This is a genomic window from Microbacterium sp. CSI-V (assembly GCF_001984105.1).
In the GTDB taxonomy this organism is placed as follows: Bacteria; Actinomycetota; Actinomycetes; order Actinomycetales; family Microbacteriaceae; genus Microbacterium.
In genome coordinates, this window is the sequence record NZ_MTQM01000009.1 from 763566 (window position 1) to 780128 (window position 16563).

The window sequence follows — 16563 nt, forward strand, 5'->3', positions numbered from 1 at the left end:
AGCAGGACTGAACGTGTCAAGTATTAGTTATCACTCTGTGCAATTCGTCCAGCACGACTGAAAGCTCACGCGCGCTCGCGGTACAACGGGATGTCGATCGGAGGCTGCGGGATGAAGTCCCCCGCACCGCCCATCCGGTCGTACAGGTGCTCGTGGGAGCGCTCGAGCGTCGCCCTCGCGGCACCCACCTCGACGTGGGTGAGCACGCCCCGCCGCTTGACGACGCGCCCGTCGACGAACACCGTGTCGATGCAGCCGGCGTGCGCCTGCGACACCACCGCGCCCGTCGGATCCGCGCGGTTCCAGCCGACCTGGCTGATCCCCGACATGTCCACGAGCACGATGTCGGCGCGCTTGCCCACGGTGAGCGACCCGACGAGATGATCGACGCCGGCCGCTCGGGCACCGTTCAGCGTCGCCCACCGCAGCGCGTCCTTCGTCGTCCACGACATGGTCTGCGGCGCCCGCATCGCGGCGTACTCGGGTTCGTCGGCACGGTAGCGCGAGGCCTGCAGCACCAGCCTGCTGTGCGAGACCATGTCGCCGCCGTTGCCCGACACGCAGTCGATGCCGAGACTCGGACCCGGCGTGTGGGCGGTCGCCTCGGCGATGGCGGGGTACCCCATCCCCATCTGCATCTCCGTCTCGGCGCACACCGACACCGTCACCCCGCTGCCGTCCAGCAGGTCCCACTCGTGCGGGGTGTTGAAGGTGCAGTGCACGAGCAGCAGGTCGTCGGCCAGCAGCCCGTGGGCGTGCAGCACCTCGACGTCCTGGAAGAGCTGGCGCACCATGACCTGATTGGCGTGGAACGTGATGCGCGCCCCGAGATCGCGGGCGAGTCGGAACTCCGCCGCCACGTCGGCCACGGGGGCGATCGCGAGCTCCTGCGGGGCGATGCCGAAGCGCAGCAGCTGGTCGTCGCTGGAGAAGTACTGCTCGCGGATGTGGCGGGCGAGCACGGCCCGCGTGGCCAGGGCCGCGGGGTCGGCACCCCTCGCCGACCCGCCGCGGGACTGACTCCACGTGTTCGTGGTGATGGGGGTCAGCCCGTGGGCGTAGAGGGCCCGGATGCCGGCATCCCGCAGCCCCGTGACGGCGGCGTGCGCGCCGTCGGGGTCGAGGATGTTGTGGCAGTAGTCGACGATCGTGGTGATGCCGGAGTTGAGGGCGTCCAGCGCTCCGACGTAGTTGCCGGCGTACATGTCCTCGGCGCGGTACAGCGGGGCCATGTGCAGCCGGATGCCGCGGAGGTAGTCGGGGATGTTCCCGTCGGCGAGGATGCCGCGCAGCGCCGTCTGCCAGGTGTGGCGGTGGGTGTCGACCATGCCGGGGATGGCGATCTTGTCTCGCCCGTCGACGATCTCGGCGTCGTCGACGGCGATGTCCGGACGGATCTCCCGGATGACGCCGTCCTCGATGAGGATGTCGGTGCGGGCCAGGTCGCCGAGTTCCGGGTCGACGGTGGCCGCCGCCACGTTGCGGATGAGTGTGCGCATGGTCGCTCCCTCGCGATCCGATCAGGTCTGCGTCGACCCGACGTTGTGCTGAACTACACACGAATGTACAGTCGCATCCAGATTTGTAAAGTCTGAGCGAACGTTCAGTCGGTGTCGAGGAGGACCCATGTCACGAACGAGCCCCCGCATCGCCGTGCTCGGCACCGGTGCCCAGGGAGCCAGCATCGGCGCGGACCTGCTGCGCGCCGGTCTCGACGTCACCTACATCGAGCAGTGGCCCGCCCACGTCGAGGCCATGCGCGCGCGCGGCATCGAGGTGCGCCTCCCCGATGAGACGCACGTGACCCCCGTCCACCCCCTCCACCTGTGCGAGGTCGCGACGCTGCGCGAGCCGTTCGACATCGTGTTCATCGTCGTGAAGGCCTACGACACGCGCTGGGTCGCAGAGCTCATCGCCCCGCACGTCGCCGAGGACGGCCTGGTCGTGGGCGTGCAGAACGGGATGACCCAGGATGCCATCGCCGCCGCCGTGGGGGCGCACCGCACCATGGGCGCCGTGATCGAGGTGGCATCCAACATGTTCGAGCCGGGCATCGTGAACCGCCAGACGCCGGTCTCCGGCTCGTGGTTCGCGGTCGGTGCGTACGACGACGCGGCGCGGGGGCGCGAGCACGAGGTGCAGGCGGTGCTCTCGCACACGGGGCGCGTGGACGTCTCCCCCGACATCCGCTCGTCGAAGTGGATGAAGCTCGTCGCCAACGCGGGCGAGCTCGTCCCGTCCGCGATCCTCGACCTGCCCCTGGCCTCCGCCGTCGCGCTGCCGGGTGTGCACGACTTCATGATCGAGTGCGGCAAGGAGGCCGCGCGCGCCGCCCTCGCCGACGGCAGCCGGCTCGTCCCGATCTTCGGGCTCTCCGACGACGCCGTGACCGACCCCGACCGCTACGCCGCCGACCTCCTGGGCGCGGTGCTCGACAGCTTCTCGCTCCCCGACACGAACACCACGGTGCTGCAGGACTGGATGAAGGGTCGCCACGCCGAGTACGACGAGGTCAACGGGCTCGTCGTGTCGGTGCTGGCCGCGGCGGGTCAGGAGGCGCCCTACAACGCGCACACCGTCCGGCTCGCGAAAGAGATCGAAGCCGGACGGATGCCGCGTTCCGCCGCCAACCTCGACGTCCTGTTGGACGTTCCCGGACGCGGGTGAGGCTCGGCCGTGTTCAGGCGCGGCGCACAGGATGTGCGCGAATCGGCCGGTAGCGTGTTCTCGCGAAGGGCGGGGTCCCGGTGATCGGGTTCACCTCCGTCGGACGAGGAGGCGCGGACATGACCGACGACATCGGCAGCAGGCTGCGCGACGCGCGGCTGCAGCGCGGCATGAGCCTGCGCAGCGTCGCCAGCTCGCTGGGCGTCTCGGCGAGCCTGATCTCGCAGGTCGAGACGGGCAAGACGCAGCCCTCGGTCTCGACCCTCTACGCGATGGTCACGCACCTCGGCATCTCGATCGATGAGCTGCTGGGCGTCTCCCCCACGCCGCCGGCCGGTACTGCCGTTCCCGCGCCCGAGCCCCTTCCCGCGGATCTCACGGTGCAGCGCGCCTCCGACAACGCCGTCCTCGACATGGAGAACGGCGTGCGGTGGGAGCGCCTGGCCGCGGGCGTCGGCCCGGCCGACTCGCTGCTGGTCACGTATCAGCCGGGGGCGTCCAGCTCCGTCGAGGGCAAGATGATGCGCCACGCGGGGGTCGAGTACGCCTACCTCCTCGAGGGCGAACTGACACTCCGCCTCGAGTTCGACACCTTCACGCTCCGCGCGGGCGACAGTCTGCACTTCGACTCCGTGCGTCCGCACCTGTACGTCAATCAGAGCAACGCGATCGCGCGCGGCATCTGGTTCGTGGTCGGGCGCCGCGAGCAGAACCAGACCATGCCGTCGGCCGGGCAGCAGTTCAGCGCCCCGCGCGAAACGATCGGGTCAGCGGTCGACGTCCTCCGGGCGATGGACGACCTCGACCGCTGACCGCGTTGTTCGGCGGTCGGTCTCACGCCCTCGCGGGCGCGACACCGTGCCGCGCCACTCGACGCCGCGAGGCCGTCGGGTCGATCACCGTCTTGATCTGACGGGAGCCGCCCCGGGTGAGCGGCTCCAGCGCCCCGTCGGCGACCTCGTCCAGGGGCAGCACCTCGTCGGCGACGTCGGTCCAGTCGGGACGGTCGGCCAGCAGTTCCACCGCACGGGGCAGGTCGACGCCGATCGCGTGGGCGACGGTCCCGACGATCGTGTACTCGCGCAGCGTCCAGGCCCCCAGGGGGATGGGGACGTCCTCGCGCTGGATGCCGACGGGCACGAGCACCGCGCCCGGCAGCGCCGCGGCGACGACCTCGTCCCACCCCGCGCGCGATCCGCTCACCTCGAACAGCACGTCGGCCTCACGGCCCGCGGCCGTGAGCTCGGCCGCGACGGACTGCTCCCCCGCGAGCAGCGTGCGCTCGGCGCCGAGATCGCGGGCGAGGGCGAGACGCGCCTCCGACCGGTCGACGGCGAGCACGCGTGCGCCGACGGCCGCGGCAGCGTACGTGAGGAACGCGCCGATCCCGCCGATCCCGAGGACGACGGCATCCTGCCCCGCCGACAGACCGCTGCGGGATACCGCATGCACGGCGATGGCCATGGGCTGCGCGAGGGCGAGAGTGTCGGATGCCAGGCCCCACGCCGTGACGTCGAGCAGGGTGGCGGCGGGCACGCGGACGAACTCCGCGAGCCCGCCGTCGATCTGCAGCCCCGCCGTCCGGTAGCGGCGGCACAGGTTCGTGCGCCCGGTGCGGCACGGCTTGCACTCCCCGCACGAGATGCCCGCCCCGGAGACGACCTGAGCGCCCAGCGGCAGGTCGACGCCTGCGCCCACCGCCTCGACCGTGCCGGTGAACTCGTGGCCGAGCACGACCGGCAGATGCGTGAGGACCGGGCCGCGGGAGTACTCCGTGGCATCCGATCCGCAGACGCCGCACCCCGTCACCCGCACGAGCGCCTCGCCGGGGCCGGGCACCGGAACGGGGCGATCCTCGATCCGCAGGTCGCCGGCGCTGTAGAGGACGGCGGCGCGCATGCGCGTCACAGGGCGGTCCCGTCCGGCACCTCGAGCTGCACGGCCTGGCGCGACTCGATCATCCGCGCGAGGTGCGCCTCGTACACCGCGGCGTGCGCGGGCGAGTCGAGGTACGCCGCGAGCGCGTCCGCGTCGGCGACCAGCGCGACCACGGCGTAGTCCGCCGGGCTCGGGCGCATTCGCAGGTTCACGCCGCAGCGGTAGCCGCTGAGCATGGGCAGCGCCGCGGCCATCTCTTCGAGTGCCCCGGTCAGTGCCTCCACCTCCTCGGGACCGACCTCGGGTCTCCAGGTGAACAGTGCGGCGTGCAGGATCATGCGGTCCTCTCAGTCGTTGGCGCGGGCGACGACGTGCGCGTCCCCGTCGGTGTAGCGGTACGGGTTCTCGATCTCCTCGTCGAGGGGGATCTCGGGGTGCATGCCCTCCGCCCACGCCTGCTCCCCCAGCTTCGACCGCACGTACTCGACCGACGCCGCCACCTTGTCGCGGACGGGCGCGAGCGGCAGACCGATGCGCTTCCCCTGATACTTCACGACCTTGCCGTCGACGACGACGGTGTGCACGTCGGCCGTCCCGGCCTGGTAGACCACATGGGCGTAGGGGTGCAGGATCGGGGTCATCGCCGGGGACTCGTCGTTCTTGATGAGCACGATGTCGGCGCGCTTTCCCGGGGTCAGCGATCCGATGCGGTCCTCCAGACCGATCGAGCGGGCGCCACCGACGGTGGCCATGCGCAGCACGTCCTCCGCGCGCAGGCGGTTCGCCACGATCGTCTCGCCGCGCGCGTGCGCCTCGAGGTGGTCGCGTGAACGGTCGGCGCTGAGGGTCGCGCGCATGGCCGAGAAGAAGTCGGCGCTCCACCAGACGCTGGTGTCCATAGACAGGGATGCCGGGATGCCGTGTTTGCGGATCGCCCACGTCGAGGGATAGCCCTGGCCGGCGCTCTGCTCCGACTCGGTGGCGACCGACACGGTGCCGCCGGTGGCCGCGATCTTCTGGTAGCTCTGCTCGTTGAGCGACGCGGAGTGGACGTAGCAGATCTCGGGCGTCATGAACCCGGCGTCGTACATCTGGGTGATGGCGGTGTCGGTCGTGGCGCCCCAGACTCCCGCGTGCGTCGTGACGCGCAGGCCCAGCTCGCGCGCCGCCTCGAACGCGCCGCGCTCGGGGAAGTCGGAGGCGCCCGGCACGTCGAACGCCAGCTGCAGCGTCAGCATGTCGTCGTGCGAGGAGAAGTTCTTCGACACGAAGTCGCGGAACTCCGGGGCGTTGGCCCACTCCCACGGGGCTCCGAGGTAGTTGCCGTACCCGAGCACGAAGCGGCCCGGGATCTCGCGCAGCGCCTGTAGCGCCGCCTCCCCGTACTCGGGGGTCCGGAGACCGTGCGACCAGTCCAACGTCGTCGTGACGCCCGTGTCGACGGACTCGAGCGCGCTGAGGAGGTTGCCGGCGTACACGTCCTCGGGGCGGAACACCTCGCCCCAGTTCAGGTAGTAGAAGACGAAGTACTGGCTGAGCGCCCAGTCGCCGCCGTACCCTCGCAGCGCCGACTGCCACATGTGGCGGTGGGTGTCGATGAAGCCGGGGGTCACGACGCCCCCGGATGCGTCGATCTCGAGCGTGCCTTCCGGCACCTCGAGACGGTGCCCGACCGCGGCGATGTCGCGGCCGATCACGAGGACGTCGGCGTCGTCCAGAACGCCCTGCTCATCCATGGTGATGACGGTGGCGTTGCGGAAGACGAACGGGCGGTCAGCCGAGAACTGCTCGGCGGCGGGTGTGCTTTCGGTCATGGCCTTCTCCCCATCGAGAATGTTCGTTCCTGGTTTACACTCTCCTCAGGGTCGAGGCAAGAGTGCGATTTTCGTTCAGCCCGTATACATGAACACGCGATCTCGCCTCCATCGCGTTCGCTGACACTCCAACGAAGGAGCGACATGTCCACTCCGTCCATCGCTGTGCTGGGCGCCGGCGCCAACGGGGCCTCGATCGGTGCCGACCTCATCGACGCGGGCCTCGACCCTGTACTGATCGAGCAGTGGCCCGCCCACGTCGAAGCCATGCGGCGCGACGGTCTGCGCATCGAGATGCCGTCGAGGACCCGCCACGTGCATCCGCGCACGCTCCACCTTTGCGAGGTCGCGACCCTGCGCGAACCGTTCGATCTGGTCCTGCTGGTGACGAAGGCCTACGACGCCCGCTGGGCCGCCGCGCTCATCGAGCCCCACCTCGCCGCCGACCGCGCGATCGCCGCGGTCCAGAACGGCATGACGACCGACGCCGTGGCCGACGTCGTCGGCGCGCACCGGACGGTCGGCACCGTGATCGAGATCTCGTCGACCATGACGGATCCCGGGATCGTCCACCGCCACGTCGACCCCGAGCGGTCCTGGTTCGCTGTGGATGCCACGGCGCCGCGCGGGCACGACGTGGCCGACGTCCTGTCGCACTCGGGAGAGGTCGCCCGCGTGGACGACATCGCCTCCGCCAAGTGGATGAAGCTCGTCAGCAACGCCTCGGTGCTCGTGCCCACGGCGGCACTGGGCCTTCCCATGGTCGACGCGATCGAGGTCCCCGGGATGCGGGACCTCATGCTCGAAGCCGGGCGCGAAGCGCTCCGCGTCGCCGGCGACCACCGTGTCCTGCCGATCTTCGGGCTCACCCCCGAGTCGATCGCGAGCTCGCCCGACGTCGTCGAGACCATGCTCGACGCGCTCTACACGCGCTTCACCGTGCCGGGCGCGACGACCACCGTGCTCCAGGACTGGCGGAAGGGCCGCCACAGCGAGGTCGACGACATCAACGGCGCTGTCGTCGCCGCCGGCCGGAGACTCGGCATCCCCACCCCCGTCAACGACGCGATCGTCGAGGTGGGCCACGCCATCGAGCGCGGAGAGATCGAGCCCGCCCTCACCGCGCTGCAGCTCCTGCAGCGCGGTTAAGGGGTCAGTCGGCGTGACGCAGCGTCGACACCTGGTACAGGGCGACGGATGCCGCGATGCCCGCGTTGAGCGACTCGGTCGAGGCCGAGATCGGGATCGACACCACCTGGTCGCACGTCTCGGTCACCAGGCGCGACAGGCCCTTGCCCTCGGATCCGACGACGATCACGACGGGGCGGTCAGCGAGCTGGAGCTCGGGCAGGGCGACGTCGCCGTCGCCGGCGAGACCGAGGATGAAGACGCCCTGCTTCTTGAACTCCTTCAGCGTCGCGGTGAGGTTCGCCGCGAGGGCGACCGGCACGCGCGCGGCCGCGCCGGCGCTCGTCTTCCACGCCGCGGAGTTCACGCTCGCCGAGCGGCGCTGCGGCAGGACGAGGCCCTGACCGCCGAACGCGGCGGTCGAGCGGATGATGGCACCGAGGTTGCGCGGGTCGGTCACGCCGTCGAGGGCGACCAGGAGCGGGAGCTCGCCCCGGTCGATGATCTTCTCGAGCAGGTCCTGCGGGTGGGCGTACTCGTACGGCGGCACCTTCAGCGCCACGCCCTGGTGGACGCCGTCGAAACCGGCCATGCGGTCGAGCTCGGGGCGGGTCACCTCGAGCACCGGGATGCCGCGGTTCGTCGCGATCGACAGCATCTCCTTCACGCGGTCGTCCATCTCGACGCGCTGCGCGATGTAGAACGCGGTCGCGGGGATCTTCGCGCGCAGCGCCTCGAGCACCGAGTTGCGGCCCGTGACCGTCTCGGTGTCGTCGCTCTGCTTGGCGCGGGGGCGACCCTGCGACGAGCCCACCGGGCGCACGCCGGGCTTGCCCTTGCCGCCGGCGGCGGCGTAGCGCTCCTGGGCGGCCTTGCGCTTCCCGGCGACGTGCCAGGCGCGGTCCTCGGCCTTGGGCGTGGGGCCCTTGCCCTCGAGCGCCTTGCGCGAGTGTCCGCCGGTGCCCTTGAGCGGGCCCTTCTTCTTGCCGGGGTTACGGGCTCCCGGACGTCCAGGCTTAGGCATCGATACTCCAATTGGTTCCGGCCGGAGTGTCCTCCAGCGTGATTCCGGCGGCGGCGATGGCATCACGGATGCGATCGGCAGCGGCCCAGTCCTTGTCGGCGCGCGCGCGGGCGCGCTGCGCGATCATCTCGCGCACGAGTGCGTCGAGCGCGGTGTCGGTTCCGCCCGCGGGGGCGGGCTCCGCGGCATCCAGTCCCAGCACCGACAGCATGGCGGACACCGCGCGGCCGGCGCGGGCCGCCGCGTCGAGGTCTCCCCCGTCGACGGCGATGTTGCCGGCGCGCACGGTCTCGTGCACGACCGCGAGGGCCTGCGGGACGCCGAGGTCGTCGTCCATCGCCGCGGCGAACGCGTCCGGCAGATCCGCGGGCCCGTTCGCGACGGCCGATTCCCCCGCGGTGCGCTGCACCCGCTGCAGGAACGTCGCGATGCGGTCGAGCGCCGCACGCGCCTCGTCGAATCCGCGGTCCGACACGTCGAGACTCGAGCGGTAGTGCGCCCCGGCGAGCGCGTACCGCACGACGAGGGGGTCGCGCTCGGCGAGCACATCGGCGGCGAGCGTGAAGTTGCCGAGCGACTTCGACATCTTCTGTCCGTCGACGGTGACCAGGCCGTTGTGCACCCAGTAGCGCGCGAACGCATCGCCCGCGGCGGTGGACTGCGCGATCTCGTTCTCGTGGTGCGGGAAGCGCAGGTCGAGTCCGCCGCCGTGGATGTCGAACTCAGGGCCGAGGTAGCGCCGCGACATCGCGGAGCACTCGATGTGCCAGCCGGGGCGACCGGCGCCCCACCGCGATGTCCACGTCGCGGACGCCGGCTCCCCCTCCTTCGCGCCCTTCCACAGGGCGAAGTCGCGGGGGTCGCGCTTGCCGCGCGGGTCGGCATCGGTCGCCGACTCCATGGCATCCACGCTCTGGCGGGTGAGCTCGCCGTACGCGGGCCACGACCGCACGTCGAAGTAGACGTCGCCGGCGGCGGCATACGCGTGGCCGCGCTCGATGAGTTCGGCGATCAGCTCTTGCATCTGCGTGACCGATGCGGTCGCGCGCGGCTCGTACGTCGGGGCCAGGATGCCGACGGCGGCATAGGCCCGCGAGAACTCCAGCTCCATGCGGTACGCCAGCGCCCACCACGGCTCAGTGTCGGTGGCGTTCGCGAGGATCTTGTCGTCGATGTCGGTGACGTTGCGCACGAACGTCACACGGCCGAAGCGGTGCGCGAGCCACCGGCGCAGCAGGTCGAATGCGAGGGCGGCGCGGACGTGCCCGATGTGCGGACCCGACTGCACGGTGGGACCGCACACGTACATCGTGACGTTCGCGGGGTCGACGGGGACGAAGTCGCGCAGAGCCTGCGCTTTCGTGTCATACAGCCGAACGGTCACCGCACAAGCCTACCGGCCGCCCCTGGAGGCGACCCGTGCCCGAAACACGGCCACGCTAGGGTCGCTGCATGCCGCTGGAGATCCGCCTCGATGACGTGTCCGTCGCCGACACCCGCGCGCTCGTGACCGCGCACGTGTCGGGCATGCTCGAGAACACCCCGCCGGAGAGCTGCCACGCCCTCGACGCCGACGCGCTCGTCGACAAGGGCGCCCTGCTGTGGTCCGCCCGGGTGGACGGGGAACTCGCGGGTATCGGTGCGCTGTCGCCGTTCGGCGCGGACGCCGGGGAGCTGAAGTCCATGCGCGTCACGGACCGTTTCCTCGGCAAGGGGATCGGCCGCGCGATCCTGCGGCACATCGTCGCCGAGGCGCGGGAACGCGGCATCCGCAGCCTCTGGCTCGAGACGGGGAGCGGCGACGATTTCGCGGCGGCCCGGGGCCTCTACGCGAGCGAAGGATTCGTGGAGTGCGCGCCGTTCGGGTCGTACCGGCCCGACCCGCTCTCGACGTTCATGACCCGCGAGATCTAGACCGGGAGCACGAGCGCCGTCGCGAACGCGGCGACGCCCTCGGTGCGGCCCGTGAACCCGAGTCCGTCGGTCGTCGTCGCGCTGACTGAGACGGGGGCGCCCCCGAGCGCGGCGGACAACGCGCGCTCGGCCTCGGCGCGGCGCCCCGCGAAGCGCGGACGGTTGGCCTGCACCTGGACCGACACGTTGCCGATGCGCCAGCCCGCCTCGCCCAGGAGATTCCGCGTGTGCGCGAGGAAAGCCTCGGCGTGCGCTCCGGCGAACTCCGGACGATCGACGCCGAAGTGCGTGCCGATGTCGCCGAGGCCCGCGGCGGCCAGCAGAGCATCGACGATCGCGTGCGCCACGGCGTCGCCGTCGGAGTGGCCCGAAAGTGCCTGCTCCCCCGGCCATTCCAGACCCGCGAGCCACAGCGTGCCGTCACCGCCGAAGCCGTGCACGTCGGTGCCGATCCCGACGCGCGGCGCACCCGCCGCGGGAGCGGTCGGGGCGGGAGCGGACGGAGCGACGGCCGGCGCGGCGTCGGCGAGCAGGGCCCGCGCGCGGTCGAGGTCGGGGCCGGTCGTGATCTTGAACGACGCCGCGTCTCCGGCCACCGTGATCACGGGGTGACCCGCGGCGGCGACCAGCGCCGCGTCGTCGGTGTGGTCGGCGTCGGCGGAGCGGAGCGCCTCCTCCAGGATGCCGCGGCGGAAGCCCTGCGGCGTCTGCGCGGCGGCGAGCTCCGACCGATCCACGGCCGCGACGATCGCGCCCTCGGCATCGACACGCTTGATGGTGTCGACGACGGGCACCGCGGGGATCACGGCATCCGCCCCGGCGTCGAGTGCCGCGACGACCCGCTCGAACACCGCCGGTGGGGTGAGGGCGCGCGCCGCGTCGTGCACGAGCACGGTGTCGACGTCGGCCCGGAGCGCGGCGAGCCCGGCCGCGACCGACGACTGACGCGTCGCTCCGCCGGAGACGACCGACACGAGATCCCGGCGATCACCCGCGACCGCGTGCACGTCGGTCATCGCGGCGCCCTCGAATCCCGAGGGGACCACGACGACCACCTGCGCGCGCGGAGCGGAGAAGACGCCGCTCAGGGAGTGACGAAGGATCGAGTGCTCGTCGAGGCCGACGAACGCCTTCGGGGCGCCCCCGTTCAAACGGGTGCCGGAGCCGGCGGCGACGACGATGACGGCCAGACGCGGAACGGGTGCGGGGATCACCCGACCACGCTAGCGCGGACGCGCGGCGAAGCCGTGCGGCGTCAGGACGCGAGGACCTCGTCGAGGACGACGCTCGCGCGGTCCTCATCAGTCTTCTCGGCCAGAGCGAGCTCGGACACCAGGATCTGGCGGGCCTTGGCCAGCATGCGCTTCTCACCGGCGGACAGGCCGCGGTCCTGATCGCGGCGCCACAGGTCGCGGACGACCTCGCTCACCTTGATGACGTCACCCGAGGCGAGCTTCTCGAGGTTCGCCTTGTAGCGGCGCGACCAGTTGGTCGGCTCCTCGGTGAAGGGTGCGCGCAGCACCTCGAAGACGCGGTCGAGACCCTCTTTGCCGATCACGTCGCGCACGCCGACCAGGTCGACGTTGTCGGCGGGGACCTCGATGACGAGGTCGCCCTGCGTGACGTTGAGCTTCAGGTATTTCTTCGTCTCGCCCTTGATGACGCGTTCCTTGACCTCGATGATCGTGGCCGCGCCATGGTGCGGGTAAACGACGGTCTCGCCAACCTCAAAAAGCATGGAGTTATGTCCTTTCGGCAACATCCAGGATACCACAGGCCCCGATGCGCTAAGGTTCCGCCCCACCCCGCGACGACCCCTCTCCCGCGCGTGAGCCCCTGCGTGCGAGCGCCCACGGGAGCGGGCCCCGGTCCCCGACCCCGTAGGATGATCAGGATGCCGTCTGTCGTTCCGGGAGGATCCGTGAAAACGCGCCTGTTCGCGTCCCTGGCCGTGGGGGCCGCCGTCGTTCTCGGAACGACGGGATGCAATCTCATCGCCCCCCAGGCGACCACCATCGACTACTCCGCCTCCGACGGGGTCAATGTCCCCGAGTCCGGTCCGCTGAAGGTGCGCAACGCCCTCATCGTCACCGACGAAGAGGGGTCCGGTGGCAACCTCGTCGCGGCCATCGTGAACAGCACCACCGAGGCCCAGACCCTGCGGGTCGAGGTCGGCGAGGGCGGCAGCACCGTCCGTGCGTCGGTCCAGGTCCCGGCGAGCAGCACCGTGAGCCTCGGCGATCTCGCCAACGACGTCGCCCCCCTCGCCCTCGACGGTTTCGAGGGTGCGGCCGGGTCGACCGTCCCCGTCTACTTCCAGTCCGGCGACGGCCAGGGCGCGCTCATCGACGTGCCCGTCCTCGACGGCGCTCTGGAGTACCTCCGGACCCTCGCGCCGACCCCCACGCCGACGAGCATCCTCGTCCCGGCCACGACGCCCTCGGCCACCCCGTCGCCGACGCCGTCGTCCTGATCGCAACGACGAAGGCGCCGACGGTGATCCGTCGGCGCCTTCGTCGTTCCCGCGGCTGTCAGGCCTCGAAGCGGTAGCCGAGTCCGCGGACCGTCACGAGCATCGACGGCTCGCTGGGGCTCTGCTCGATGCGGGAGCGGATGCGCTTGATGTGCACGTCGAGCGTCTTGGTGTCGCCGAAGTAGTCGGTGCCCCAGACCCGGTCGATGAGCTGGCCGCGGGTCAGCACGCGGCCGGCGTTGCGCATGAGGACCTCGAGCAGTTCGAACTCCTTCAACGGCATGCTGATCTCGGCCCCGTCGACCGAGACGGTGTGCCGGTCGATGTCGAGCGTCACGCGCCCGCCGCTGAGGATGCGTTCGTCGAGGTCCGACTCCTCCGGGTTGCGGCGGCGCAGGACGGCCCGCATGCGGGCGAGGAGCTCGCGCGTGGAGTAGGGCTTGGTGACGTAGTCGTCGGCGCCGAGCTCGAGCCCCACCACGATGTCGACCTCGGAGTCCTTGGCCGTCAACATGATGATCGGCACGTGCGAGGTCAGCCGGAGCTGGCGGCACACCTCGGTCCCCGGCATCCCGGGGAGCATGAGGTCCAGCAGCAGGATGTCGGCGCCCCGCTCGCGGAAGGCGGCGAGAGCGAGCGCGCCGTCCTCGGCGATCTCGACCTCGTACCCCTCCCGTCGCAGCAGGTAGGCGAGCGGGTCGGCGAGATCGGGCTCGTCCTCGACGATCAGAACACGGGTCATGCGGTGTCTCCCTTCACGGGTGCGGGGCGGGCGGCGGAGCCGGACTTGCGGCCCTTGCGGCGCGCCTTCGGACGAACCAGATCGAGGTCGGGCGCCTCGGTCCGGGGCAGGCGGATGGTGAATGTCGAGCCGCGCTCGGGTCGCGACCAGAGTCGGACCTCGCCGCCGTGCCGCTGCACGGCGTGCTTGACGATCGACAGGCCGAGACCCGTGCCGCCGGTGCGACGGGAGCGGGCCTGGTCGGCGCGGTAGAAGCGCTCGAAGACGCGGTGCTGGTCGCTCTCGGGGATGCCGATTCCCCGGTCGGTCACGGCGATCTCCACGACGTCCTCGTCGAGCTTGACCCCCACCCCGACCTTCGAGCCCTGGGGAGAGTAGGCGATCGCGTTGGCGATGAGATTGCCGACGGCCTCGGTGAGGATCTGCGGTTCGCCCCGTACCCATAGCCCCTTGACGCCGCCGCGCACGACGGTCACCTGGGCCGAGTCGGCCTGGATCGTGTGCGACTCGATGGCCGCGGTCACGACCTCGTCGATCGACACGTCGCGCACGTCGCGGAGCTCGTCGGAGGCCTGCAGACGGGAGAGGCTCAGGATGCGGTTGGTCAGGGCGGAGAGCCGCTGGATCTCGGCCTGCATGCGGCCGGAGAAGTACCGCACCTGCGCGGGGTCGTCGGCGGCGGATTCGATCGCCTCGGCCAGGAGGCTGACCGCACCGACCGGCGTCTTCAGCTCGTGGCTGGTGTTGGCCACGAAGTCGCGCCGCATCTCTTCCACGCGCTCGCGCTCGGTGATGTCGCGCAGCACCAGCAGGACCAGGCGCGGCGAGACGGGGGCCGCCCGCACGGCCACGAGGCGCGGCTCGGCGGGAGCGGCACCGCGACGCAGGCGCAGCTTCTCGCTGACCGGGGCGCCGTTCTCGCGCGCGGTGCGGGCGACGCGTCGCAGATCGTCGTCGGCGATCGCGCTGCCGGCATCCAGTCCGAACACCTCGGCGGCGGGAGAGAGAGCCAGCACGGTGGCGGACGTGTCGCACACCACGGCGGGGTCGTCCAGGGCGCCGAGCATGGACTCCACGCCCTCGGGGAGTTCCGACGACCCCTGGGCGAGTGCCCGGTCCCGGGCGCGCTGCGCGACGACGATGAGGCTCACGACGGAGCTCCCGACGATGATTCCCACGAGGAGCGCGAGCAGCGAGAGCTGCGTCTGATCCATGGCTCCAGCGTAGAGCCGCCCATCGGACGTCACCGGACGTTCAGACAGGGGCGACCGTGCCGAGCAGTTACTATTCACTGTCACAGCACCACTCGTTAACCTTCGCTCGGAAGAATCCCGGAGGGTCGCGGGACGTATGTGTGCCGTGCCGCCGACGAGGAAGGTATCGCGATGCGCGAAGTGTTCCACCAGTCCCTCGAGGACGTCCAGGGCCGACTGGTCGAGATCGCCGAGCTGGTCGCCGTCGCCATCGACCGCGCGACCCGCGCGTTCGGGTCGAGCGACGTCTCCCTCGCCGAAGAGGTCATCGAGGCCGACGCCGTCATCGATGAGAAGGCCGTCGCCCTCGACGAGCTCGCGATCGAGATCCTCGCCCGCCAGCAGCCGGTCGCGCGCGACCTGCGCATCGTCGTCACGGCGCTGCGCGTGAGCGCGTCGCTCGAGCGCATGGGCGACATGGCCGAGCACATCGCGCAGCTCGCGCGCTCGCGCTTCCCCGAGCGCGCCATCCCGAAGGGGCTCAAGAGCACCTTCACCCGCATGGGCGAGCTCGACGTCCAGGTCGCACGGAGCCTCGCCGAGCTGCTCCGCACGCAGGACCTCCGGATCGCCGAGGAGATCCGCGACGTCGACGACGACATCGACGAGCTGCACGTCAGCGTCTTCGAGAAGGTCCTCGGCGACTCGTGGAAGGGCGAGGCCACGGCCACCGTCGACGCGACCCTCGCCAGCCGCTACCACGAGCGCTTCGCCGACCACGCGGTCTCGGTGGCCAAGAAGGTCGTCTACCTCGCCACCGGCGACTGGGCCGGCGCCGACGAGGTCACCCCGACCCCGGTCGTCTGACCCGCGAACGTCGAAGGGGGTGGATGCCAGTGGCATCCACCCCCTTCTCGTTGCGGGGCGGGTTACTTCTTGTTGCCCTGCGCGGCGACGGCGGCGGCACCGGCCGCGGCAGCCTCGGGGTCGAGGTACTCGCCCGGACCGAGCGGCTTCAGGTCGTCGTCGAGCTGGTAGACGAGCGGGATGCCGGTGGGGATGTTCAGCTCGGCGATGTCGGCGTCGCTGATGCCCTCGAGGTGCTTGACGAGGCCGCGCAGCGAGTTGCCGTGCGCGGTGACGAGGACCGTCTTGCCCGCCTGCAGGTCGGGGACGATGTCGCTGTGCCAGTACGGCAGCATGCGGTCGATGACGATCTTCAGCGACTCGGTGTCGGGCACCTCGCCGTCGATGCCGACGTAGCGGGGGTCGCCGACCTGGCTGTACTGGTCGTCCGCCGGGAGCGGCGGCGGCGGAACGTCGAAGGAGCGGCGCCAGAGCATGAACTGCTCGTTGCCGAACTCCTCGAGCGTCTGCGCCTTGTCCTTGCCCTGCAGGGCACCGTAGTGGCGCTCGTTGAGGCGCCAGGAGCGCTTGACGGGGATCCACAGGCGGTCGGCCGCGTCGAGGGCGATGTTGGCCGTCTGGATCGCGCGGCTGAGCACCGAGGTGTGCAGGACGTCGGGCAGCACGCCCGACTCCTTCAGGAGCTCGCCGCCGCGCTGGGCCTCGGCCTTCCCCTGGTCGGTCAGCCGGACGTCGACCCAGCCGGTGAACTGGTTGGTCTTGTTCCACTCGCTCTGCCCGTGGCGGAGGAGGATCAGCGTGTGAGGCATGTCTCCATGCTAGCGACGCCGACGGCTCTCCTCCGGGTCGCGCCTGGCATCATG

17 protein-coding genes are annotated in these 16563 nt (G+C 71.0%); 6 read left to right on the plus strand and 11 right to left on the minus strand.

Annotated elements, in window-relative coordinates:
* Window positions 1-65: 65 nt before the first annotated feature.
* The gene (locus tag CSIV_RS14515; protein WP_077052070.1) at window positions 66-1499 is read right to left on the minus strand and encodes an amidohydrolase family protein; all 1434 of its coding nucleotides are present in this window, start codon (window positions 1497-1499) and stop codon (window positions 66-68) included.
* A 127-nt stretch (window positions 1500-1626) separates the two neighbouring features.
* On the opposite strand from CSIV_RS14515, the gene CSIV_RS14520 reads away from it, so the two are divergent.
* Together CSIV_RS14520 and CSIV_RS14525 are read left to right on the plus strand one after the other, a co-directional pair.
* On the plus strand, window positions 1627-2667 hold the full coding sequence (locus tag CSIV_RS14520; protein ID WP_077052071.1) for a ketopantoate reductase family protein: 1041 nt from the start codon (window positions 1627-1629) through the stop codon (window positions 2665-2667).
* Between the two features lie 119 nt (window positions 2668-2786).
* Window positions 2787-3479 carry a helix-turn-helix domain-containing protein gene (locus CSIV_RS14525; RefSeq protein WP_077052072.1) on the plus strand — a complete coding sequence of 231 codons (693 nt, stop codon included), beginning with the start codon at window positions 2787-2789 and terminating at the stop codon, window positions 3477-3479.
* 22 nt (window positions 3480-3501) lie between these two features.
* Here the strand turns inward: CSIV_RS14525 and CSIV_RS14530 are convergent, their stop codons facing one another.
* Genes CSIV_RS14530 through CSIV_RS14540 form a run of 3 tightly spaced genes read right to left on the minus strand, consistent with a single transcriptional unit; the run spans window position 3502 to window position 6359 of the window.
* Complete coding sequence (locus CSIV_RS14530) at window positions 3502-4566, minus strand: zinc-dependent alcohol dehydrogenase (RefSeq protein ID WP_077052685.1); 1065 nt, start codon at window positions 4564-4566, stop codon at window positions 3502-3504.
* A 5-nt stretch (window positions 4567-4571) separates the two neighbouring features.
* The gene (locus CSIV_RS14535; protein ID WP_077052073.1) at window positions 4572-4883 is read right to left on the minus strand and encodes a Dabb family protein; all 312 of its coding nucleotides are present in this window, start codon (window positions 4881-4883) and stop codon (window positions 4572-4574) included.
* A gap of 9 nt (window positions 4884-4892) precedes the next feature.
* On the minus strand, window positions 4893-6359 hold the full coding sequence (locus tag CSIV_RS14540; protein WP_077052074.1) for an amidohydrolase family protein: 1467 nt from the start codon (window positions 6357-6359) through the stop codon (window positions 4893-4895).
* Between the two features lie 144 nt (window positions 6360-6503).
* On the opposite strand from CSIV_RS14540, the gene CSIV_RS14545 reads away from it, so the two are divergent.
* On the plus strand, window positions 6504-7508 hold the full coding sequence (locus CSIV_RS14545; protein ID WP_077052075.1) for a ketopantoate reductase family protein: 1005 nt from the start codon (window positions 6504-6506) through the stop codon (window positions 7506-7508).
* Window positions 7509-7512: 4 nt separating this feature from the next.
* Here CSIV_RS14545 and rlmB read toward each other — a convergent pair whose 3' ends face one another.
* A complete protein-coding gene (rlmB, locus tag CSIV_RS14550; protein WP_077052076.1) occupies window positions 7513-8511 on the minus strand; it encodes a 23S rRNA (guanosine(2251)-2'-O)-methyltransferase RlmB in 999 nt (332 codons plus the stop codon).
* Entirely contained in the window at window positions 8504-9895 is a 1392-nt protein-coding gene (cysS, locus tag CSIV_RS14555) for a cysteine--tRNA ligase (protein WP_077052077.1), read from the minus strand. The genes rlmB and cysS overlap by 8 nt, the downstream gene beginning before the upstream one ends.
* A gap of 68 nt (window positions 9896-9963) precedes the next feature.
* On the opposite strand from cysS, the gene CSIV_RS14560 reads away from it, so the two are divergent.
* Window positions 9964-10425, plus strand: a complete 462-nt coding sequence (locus tag CSIV_RS14560) for a GNAT family N-acetyltransferase (protein ID WP_077052078.1) — start codon at window positions 9964-9966, stop codon at window positions 10423-10425.
* Here the strand turns inward: CSIV_RS14560 and CSIV_RS14565 are convergent.
* A complete protein-coding gene (locus CSIV_RS14565; protein WP_077052079.1) occupies window positions 10422-11639 on the minus strand; it encodes a bifunctional 2-C-methyl-D-erythritol 4-phosphate cytidylyltransferase/2-C-methyl-D-erythritol 2,4-cyclodiphosphate synthase in 1218 nt (405 codons plus the stop codon). The two genes, CSIV_RS14560 and CSIV_RS14565, sit on opposite strands and share 4 nt — an antisense overlap.
* Window positions 11640-11680: 41 nt before the next feature.
* Window positions 11681-12163: a CarD family transcriptional regulator gene (locus CSIV_RS14570; RefSeq protein WP_056229249.1), complete on the minus strand. Its 483-nt coding sequence runs from the start codon at window positions 12161-12163 to the stop codon at window positions 11681-11683.
* 183 nt (window positions 12164-12346) lie between these two features.
* Here CSIV_RS14570 and CSIV_RS14575 point away from each other — a divergent pair, with 183 nt between their 5' ends.
* The gene (locus tag CSIV_RS14575; protein ID WP_077052080.1) at window positions 12347-12898 is read left to right on the plus strand and encodes a DNA modification methylase; all 552 of its coding nucleotides are present in this window, start codon (window positions 12347-12349) and stop codon (window positions 12896-12898) included.
* 58 nt (window positions 12899-12956) lie between these two features.
* On the opposite strand, the gene CSIV_RS14580 is transcribed toward CSIV_RS14575, so the two are convergent.
* On the minus strand, window positions 12957-13640 hold the full coding sequence (locus CSIV_RS14580; protein ID WP_077052081.1) for a response regulator transcription factor: 684 nt from the start codon (window positions 13638-13640) through the stop codon (window positions 12957-12959).
* Window positions 13637-14854, minus strand: coding sequence for a sensor histidine kinase (locus tag CSIV_RS14585; RefSeq protein WP_077052082.1), 1218 nt, complete (start codon window positions 14852-14854; stop codon window positions 13637-13639). The genes CSIV_RS14580 and CSIV_RS14585 overlap by 4 nt, the downstream gene beginning before the upstream one ends.
* Window positions 14855-15025: 171 nt before the next feature.
* Here CSIV_RS14585 and phoU point away from each other — a divergent pair, with 171 nt between their 5' ends.
* The gene (gene phoU / locus CSIV_RS14590) at window positions 15026-15700 is read left to right on the plus strand and encodes a phosphate signaling complex protein PhoU (RefSeq protein ID WP_077052083.1); all 675 of its coding nucleotides are present in this window, start codon (window positions 15026-15028) and stop codon (window positions 15698-15700) included.
* 62 nt (window positions 15701-15762) lie between these two features.
* Here the strand turns inward: phoU and CSIV_RS14595 are convergent, their stop codons facing one another.
* Window positions 15763-16509 carry a phosphoglyceromutase gene (locus tag CSIV_RS14595; RefSeq protein ID WP_077052084.1) on the minus strand — a complete coding sequence of 249 codons (747 nt, stop codon included), beginning with the start codon at window positions 16507-16509 and terminating at the stop codon, window positions 15763-15765.
* Window positions 16510-16563 lie beyond the last annotated feature (54 nt).